The organism is Actinoplanes solisilvae (assembly GCF_003999975.1).
GTDB classification, from domain to species: domain Bacteria; phylum Actinomycetota; class Actinomycetes; order Mycobacteriales; family Micromonosporaceae; genus Actinoplanes; species Actinoplanes solisilvae.
On the sequence record NZ_RJAC01000002.1, the window covers coordinates 848511 to 855868 of the forward strand.

General features: G+C 69.4%; 6 protein-coding genes. 4 read left to right on the forward strand and 2 right to left on the reverse strand.

Annotation, left to right across the window (positions count from 1 at the left end):
* Positions 1–167 precede the first annotated feature (167 nt).
* Complete coding sequence (gene sthA, locus EER30_RS10940; protein ID WP_127500202.1) at positions 168–1571, reverse strand: Si-specific NAD(P)(+) transhydrogenase; 1404 nt, start codon at positions 1569–1571, stop codon at positions 168–170.
* A 97-nt stretch (positions 1572–1668) separates the two neighbouring features.
* Here sthA and EER30_RS10945 point away from each other — a divergent pair, with 97 nt between their 5' ends.
* Positions 1669–2559 (forward strand): tetratricopeptide repeat protein, encoded by an 891-nt coding sequence (locus EER30_RS10945; protein ID WP_127500203.1) that lies wholly within the window; start codon positions 1669–1671, stop codon positions 2557–2559.
* A 46-nt stretch (positions 2560–2605) separates the two neighbouring features.
* Here the strand turns inward: EER30_RS10945 and EER30_RS10950 are convergent, their stop codons facing one another.
* Positions 2606–4321 carry a glycerol-3-phosphate dehydrogenase/oxidase gene (locus tag EER30_RS10950; RefSeq protein ID WP_127500204.1) on the reverse strand — a complete coding sequence of 572 codons (1716 nt, stop codon included), beginning with the start codon at positions 4319–4321 and terminating at the stop codon, positions 2606–2608.
* 126 nt (positions 4322–4447) lie between these two features.
* On the opposite strand from EER30_RS10950, the gene EER30_RS10955 reads away from it, so the two are divergent.
* From EER30_RS10955 to EER30_RS10965, 3 genes are all read left to right on the forward strand, one after another.
* Positions 4448–5227, forward strand: coding sequence for an IclR family transcriptional regulator (locus EER30_RS10955; RefSeq protein ID WP_127500205.1), 780 nt, complete (start codon positions 4448–4450; stop codon positions 5225–5227).
* Entirely contained in the window at positions 5224–6693 is a 1470-nt protein-coding gene (gene glpK, locus EER30_RS10960) for a glycerol kinase GlpK (protein ID WP_127500206.1), read from the forward strand. Before EER30_RS10955 ends, glpK begins: the two co-directional genes overlap by 4 nt.
* A gap of 252 nt (positions 6694–6945) precedes the next feature.
* A partial coding sequence (locus tag EER30_RS10965; RefSeq protein ID WP_164842274.1) for an alpha/beta fold hydrolase occupies positions 6946–7358 on the forward strand: 413 nt, incomplete at its 3' end.

Below are 7358 nucleotides of genomic sequence, written 5' to 3' on the forward strand. Positions count from 1 at the left end.
GAGTACTTGATTCTGTTTCTTGACCAACCCGTCCGTGCGTCTGGTTTCCCCTTGAGAGATCAGGTTTCATACCCGGGAATGGACCACTTGTGACGATTCGCCATAGTGCTGTGCGGCATCAGGGCGGGATAACGAAAATTTCCCGGTAATGATTGTCTCCATTGCCGTTAACCGTCGATGCGGGTGATGTTGCGGATCTTGTTGGAGGCGTCGAGGGCGGCCACCTTGTAGGCCTCCGAGAGCGTCGGATAGTTGAAGACCGCGTCGACCAGGTAGTCGACCGAGCCGCCGCACCCCATGACCGCCTGCCCGATGTGGACGATCTCGGTCGCGCCGGTGCCGAAGACGTGCACACCGAGCAGTTTGCCGCCGTCGGGCGCGACCAGAAGCTTGAGCATGCCGTACGAGTCCCCGACGATCTGACCGCGGGCCAGCTCGCGGTAGCGCGCGATGCCGACCTCGAACGGCGTCGAGCTCTCGGTCAGCTCGTCCTCGGTGGCGCCGACGAAGCTGATCTCGGGGATCGTGTAGATGCCGATCGGCTGGAGCTGGTGCATCTCGCGGGCCGGCTCGCCGCAGGCGTGGTGCGCGGCGAGACGCCCCTGCTCCATCGAGGTGGAGGCCAGCGCCGGGAAGCCGATCACGTCGCCGACGGCGTAGATGTTGTCGACCGCGGTGCGGTAGTTGAGGTCGACCTCGATGCGCCCGCGGCGGTCGGCGGCAAGCCCGGCCGCCTCGAGCTGCAGGTCGTCGGTCTGGCCCTGGCGTCCGGCCGAATACATGACGGTGTCGGCCACGATCTTTTTGCCGCTTTTGAGAATGCAGAGGGCGGCCGTCTGGTGACGCTCGACCGCGGCCACCTCCTCGCCGAAGCGGAAAGTGACGCTGAGGTCGCGCAAATGGTATTTGAGGGATTCGACGATCTCGTCGTCGCAGAAGTCGAGCATCTGCTCGCGGCGCTCAACCACGGTGACCTTGGTGCCAAGGGCGGCGAACATGGACGCGTATTCCATGCCGATGACCCCGGCGCCGACCACGACCATGCTGCGCGGCACGGCCTGCAGGTTGATCACGCCGTCGGAGTCGACGATCGTACGGTCGTCGAAGTCGACGCTGTCGGGCCGCGCCGGCCGGGTGCCCGCGGCAATGATGATCTTGTCGGCGCTGACCTTGTTCTCGCGACCGCTGCCGCCGTCGACCCAGATCGAGTGGTTGTCGGAGAACCGCCCGACACCGGTGATCATGGTGACCTTGTTGCGGGCGAGCTGGTTGCGGATGACGTCGGTCTGCCGGGCGATCACGTGCTGGGTGCGGGCGGCGAGGTCACTGACGGTGATCTCGTCTTTGACCCGGTAGCTGCTTCCGTAGAGGTCACGCTGACTGAGACCGGTGAGATAGAGGACGGCCTCACGCAGAGTCTTGGACGGCACGGTGCCCGTATTGATGCAGACGCCGCCGATCATGTCGCGACGGTCGACGATGCCGACCCGCCGACCGAGCTTGGAGGCGGCGATGGCGGCCTTCTGACCACTAGGCCCGGAGCCCAGCACCAACAGATCGTAGTCATACACGTAGCTAAGCGTCGCAGTGCCCGGCCCCTCGGTCCACCGACTCCGCGAGATTTCTCATTGTCTATTCAACAAACATTCGCGGCCGCACCATGGAGCCATGGATGTCGCGACTCTGGCCGCCGAGGCGGCGACGCTGAGCGCCCGGGGTGACCACCCGGCCGCGATGACCCGATACACGCGCATCCTCGCCCTGGCCGCGGCGGGCACGACGCACGAAGCCTGGACGGTGGCGACGGCCCACATGCAGTGGGTGGAGGCGGCCCGCTTCTGTGGCGTGCCGCTGCGCTCGCTGTTCGCCGTGCTCGACGCGGCCGAGCGCTACCTCGATTCGATCGGCCACCCCGAGTGGCGCGGCGGGCTGCTGGCCCAGCGGGCAGCCACCCACCGCGAGCTGGGCGATTGGGACAAGGCCGTGGAGCTCGCCGAGGAAGCGGTGGAGACGCACGTGCCCGGCGCGCCCGGCACGACGCTCGCGACGCTGCGCTACCGGCTGGGCGACATCCTGTGCGAGGCGGGCCGGCCGACCGAGGCGGTGCCCCATTTCCGGGCGGTCCTCGACGATCCGGGCGTCCGCTACAAGGCGCTCGTCGGCCTGACCCACTGCGAGTTGAACCGCATGCATCGGCGCACCGCGCTACGGCATGCCACCGCGGCCGTCCGCGAGGCTGGGCCCCTGGGCGACGAGGCGCTGCGCCTTCCGCTGCACGCCCTGGTCGCGGCCCAGCGCGCCCTCGGCGACCTGGACGCGGCGACCGCCACGGCGGCCCGCTATGTCGACTGTGCCCACCGGCTCAACTCGACCTACGTGCTCTTTTTCGCGCTGCGCTCAGCGGCGGACGTCGCCCTCGACCGCCACGACGTCACGACCGCTCGCGATCTGCTGGCCGGCCTGGAGCTACAAGCTTCCGTCCTGGACGACGCCAACGGTCACACCCGCCGCTCGGCCGAGGTCGCGAAGCGCCGCCACCGGCTGTCAACCCTGCGCTGAACAGCGAAGGCCGGCCGTTGCCGGCCGGCCTCCGCTGCCTAGAAGATCAAGCTGCCAGGGGTACGACGTCCGGAGCGTCCCGGCGCGATGCGTCGGCACTCTCATCGTCCGGCTGCTCCTGTGCGGCCTTCTCGGCGGCCACCCGCGACTCGTACGCCGCGAGCTCGTGCTCGACCTCCGACGCGGACCAGCCGAGCGGGCCGGCCAGCAGCGGTGCGGCGTCCCGGGCGGCGGCGAGCCCGCGGTCCGGGGTCTCGATCGAGATGCGCGTACGACGAGTCAGCACGTCTTCCAGGTGCCGGGCGCCCTCGTTCGTCGCCGCGTAGACCAGCTCCGCGCGCAGGTAGTCCGGCGCCCCGTCGACCGGCTGCCCCAGCGTGGGGTCGGCCTCGACCAGTGCCAGCACCTCGTTGGTGAGCGTGCCGTAGCGGCGCAGCAGGTGCTCGACGCGGTAGACGTCGAGACCGGCCTCCCGGGCCAGCGCCGCGCGCCGGTTCCAGGTCGCCTTGAAGCCCTCGGCGCCCAGCAGCGGGACCTGCTCGGTGATCGAAGGCGTCACCGGTCCCGGCAGCTCGCGGGCCGCCATGTCGACGGCATCCTTGGCCATCACGCGGTAGGTCGTGTACTTGCCGCCGGCCACCACGACCAGGCCGGGCACCGGGGAGTTGACCGCGTGCTCACGCGACAGCTTGGTGGTCGACGACTTCTCGGCGGCCAGCAGCGGCCGCAGCCCGGCGTAGACACCCTGCACGTCGTCACGGGTGAGCGGCGTGGCCAGCACCTTGTTGACCTCGGCCAGCACGTAGTCGACGTCGCCCGCGGAGGCGGCCGGGTGGGCCTTGCCGAGCTTCCACGCCGTGTCGGTCGTGCCGATGATCCAGTGACGGTCCCACGGGATGACGAACAGGACGCTCTTGTCGGTCCGCAGGATCATGCCGCTGCCGCCGGAGATGCGGTCGCGCGGCACGACGAGGTGGATGCCCTTGCTCGCCGTGACCTTGAACTTGCTGCCCTCATTGTTCAGCTTGGCCTGGCTGTCGCCGGTCCAGACGCCGGTCGCGTTGATGACGACCTTGGCCCGGATCTCGAACTCACGGCCGGTCTCGGCGTCGCGGGCACGCACACCCACGACCCGGCGGCCGTCACGCAGGAAGTCGACCATCTCGGTGCGGGTCGCGACCTTGGCGCCGTACGCCGCCGCCGTGCGCACCACGAACATGGTGTGGCGGGCGTCGTCGACCTGGGCGTCGTAGTAGCGAATCGCGCCGACCAGCGAGTCGGGGCGCAGCGAGGGGAACGCCTTCATCGCCTCGGTCTTGCTGAGGTGCTTGTGGCGGGGCAGTCCGGCGCCCCAGCCCGAGAGCGCGAGCACGTCGTAGAGGGCGACGCCGGCTCCGACGTACAACCGCTCCCACGCACGGTGCTGCAAGGGATAAAGGAAAGGCACCGGGCGTACGAGGTGCGGCGCAAGACGCTGGATCAGCAGTCCGCGTTCCCGCAGCGCCTCGCGGACCAGCGAGAAGTCGAGCATCTCGAGGTAGCGGAGGCCGCCGTGGATAAGCTTGCTGGACCGGCTGGACGTGCCGCTCGCGAAGTCGCGGGCCTCGATCAGGCCGACCGAGAGGCCTCGGGTGGCGGCGTCGAGCGCGGAACCCGCACCCACCACGCCGGCGCCGATGACCAGGACGTCGAGCTCTTCACCACTCGCGAGCGCGGCCAGCGCCTCAGCGCGTGCCTGCGGCGAGATCACCGAAGTGTTCATGGAAGATTCCCATCTCACAAGGCCCGGCCGCTCCACTGCGACTGGTCCTCAGGGTTGCCCCTTCATCTCCGAACGGTAGGCAGCCGTACCTGTGGCGACAACGACCCGCGTGCGACAATGTCGCACGTGCCTGGCCTGATCCAGTCCATCGAGAGGTCGTCGGCCGTGCTGCGGTTGCTGGCCGCGGGGCCGGGCCGGCTGCGCGTCAAAGAGATCGCCGACGCCCTCGACCTGCCTAAATCGACGGCTCACAGCATCCTGCGCACGCTCGAGCACGTCGGCTTCGTCGAGCAGGACCCACTCACCACCCGCTATCGGCTCGGCCGCGCCCTGCTCGAGCTCGGTGACGATGAACACGACATCGAGCTCGACCTCAACGAGCTGCGCGGACGCGCGCTGAACTGGGCCGACGCCCTGGCCGCCCGCAGCGGCGAGGAGGTGCGGGTCGGGGCACTGCGCGACGGCGAGGTGGTCGTCGTGCACCACGTCTTCCGCCCCGACGACTCGGCCCAGTCACTGCAGACCGGCCGGATGCTGCCGGCCCACGCGACCGCGCTCGGCAAGGTGCTGCTGGCCTACAACGCTCCGGCCGCCGAGGCTGCCGTGCGAGCGGGCCTGAAGGCGTACACGAGATTGACTCTGACCAGCCCACGCGAGCTCGCGCGGTCACTGGCCGAGACCCGTGATCGGGGCTGGGCGCTCTCGGTCGAGGAGTGGGAGCCCGACCGGGCCGGAATCGCGGCGCCCGTACGCAGCTTCGGCGGGCTGGTGGTCGGGGCGATCGGCGTCTCGGGTCCGGTCGAACAGCTCTGCGACACCCGGCGGCAGCCCCGGCCGGCGCTGGTCGACCTCGTCGTCACCGCCGCCCGGGCGATCTCGCGCGAACTGGCCGGGCAGGGGCCATGAGCGACCGTTATGTGCTCGCCGTCGACCAGGGCACCACGTCGACCCGGTGCATCCTGTTCGACCGCCGGGCGACCGTGGTGGCGATCGCGCAGGGCGAGCATCCGCAGTCGTTCCCCCGGCCGGGCTGGGTCGAGCACGACGCGGCCCGCATCTGGCGCGACACCCAGCGGCTGATCAAGCGCGCGATGAGCGCCGCGGGAATCGGGCCCGACCAGGTCGCGGCACTCGGCATCGCCAACCAGCGCGAAACCGTCGTGCTCTGGGACAGGGCCACGGGCACACCGGTCGCGCCGGCCATCGTCTGGCAGGACACCCGCACGGCGCCGCTGCTGGAGGGGCTCGACGGCGAGTTGATCCGCGCCCGCACCGGCCTGCCGCTGGCCACCTACTTCTCGGCGACGAAAGTGCGGTGGCTCCTCGACAGCATCGACGGGCTGCGGTCGCGGGCCGAGCACGGCGAGGTGCTGTTCGGAACAATGGACAGCTGGCTGGTCTGGAACCTGACCGGCGGCCTGCACGTCACCGACGTCACCAACGCCAGCCGGACGATGCTGATGGACCTGTCGACCCTCGAGTGGGACGACGAGCTGCTGGCCACGTTCGGCATCCCCCGCGCGATGCTGCCCGAGATCAGGTCGTCGTCCGAGGTGCTCGGGGTGACCGAGGCCGGCATGCCGATCGGGGCGGCGATCGGCGACCAGCAGGCGGCGCTGTTCGGGCAGACGTGTTTCGCACCCGGGGACGCCAAATGCACGTACGGGACCGGCGGTTTTCTGCTGATGAACACGGGGACCGAGCCCGTACGTTCGACCCACGGGCTGATCACCACGGTCGGTTACCGCATCGGGTCGGGCGAGGTGGCGTACGCCCTGGAGGGGTCGATCGCCGTGGCGGGCTCCCTGGTGCAGTGGGTGCGCGACGGGCTGGGCCTGATCGGGACCGCCTCGGAGATCGAGACGCTGGCGGCGACTGTCCGTGACAACGGCGGGTGCTACATCGTGCCGGCGTTCTCGGGGCTGTTCGCTCCCTACTGGCACGGCGAGGCCCGCGGGGTAATCGTCGGCCTCACCTCGTACATCACCAAGGGTCATCTGGCCCGGGCCGTGCTGGAGGCCACCGGGTGGCAGACCCGCGACGTGGTCGACGCGATGAACGCCGACTCGGGTCTGACGCTGACCACGCTGAGTGTCGACGGCGGGATGACAGCCGACAACCTGCTGATGCAGTTGATCGCGAACTTCCTGGACGTGCCGGTCGTACGCCCGATGGTCGCCGAGACGGTTTCGCTGGGCGCCGCCTACGCCGCCGGGCTGGCTGTCGGCTACTGGTCCGACCTGCGTGACCTGCGGAACAACCGGCACAGCGCGGGCCGCTGGCTCTCCGACATGGACGGTGCCCGGCGCGCCGCCGAATACGCGAACTGGAAGCGCGCCGTCGCCAGCGCCGTGTTCTACGCCGACCGCTAGCGAGAGGCTGACCTGCTCGCCAAGATCGGCGCGCGCAATCGGACTGAGGCGGCGACCTATGCGAATCGCCATGGTCTCTCAGTGACCCGCTCACCCTGAGGGCCGCCCGGCAGTGGGGGATAACCCCACCTGGTTGCCGGTGAAACGCCTTCGGGCGCAAGTGTGACGAGCGGTAACTCCGCGTTCCGACCCCATGACGCTCGGGCATGTGCTGGCGCAACCGGTCATCGCTAGAGATAAGGAAACCAGACGATGCCTTACGTAACGACGCCCGACGGCGTTCAGATCTACTACACCGATCAGGGCTCCGGGCAGCCCGTCCTGTTCAGTCACGGCTGGCCGTTGAGTTCCGACGCTTGGTCGGTCGAGATCAAGAAGTTCGCCGATGCCGGTTACCGGACGGTCGCGCACGACCGTCGTGGGCACGGCCGGTCCGAGAAGACCTATTCGGGCAACGACATGGACACGTACTGCCGGGATCTGAACGCGGTGGTCGAGGCGCTGGACCTGCGCGACATCATCGTGATCGGCCACTCGACCGGTGGCGGTGAGGCGGTCCGGTACGCGGCGCAGTACGGCCAGGTGCAGGGGCGGGTCGCCAAGGTCGTGACGGCGGGCGCGGTGCCGCCGATCATGGTCAAGTCGGAGAGCAACCCGGACGGCCT

Coding starts and splice junctions, on each gene's coding strand:
- EER30_RS10950 (WP_127500204.1), bottom strand. CDS start 4,321: ATGAACACTTCGGTGATCTCGCCGCAGGCACGCGCTGAGGCGCTGGCC.
- glpK (WP_127500206.1), top strand. CDS start 5,224: ATGAGCGACCGTTATGTGCTCGCCGTCGACCAGGGCACCACGTCGACC.
- EER30_RS10945 (WP_127500203.1), top strand. CDS start 1,669: ATGGATGTCGCGACTCTGGCCGCCGAGGCGGCGACGCTGAGCGCCCGG.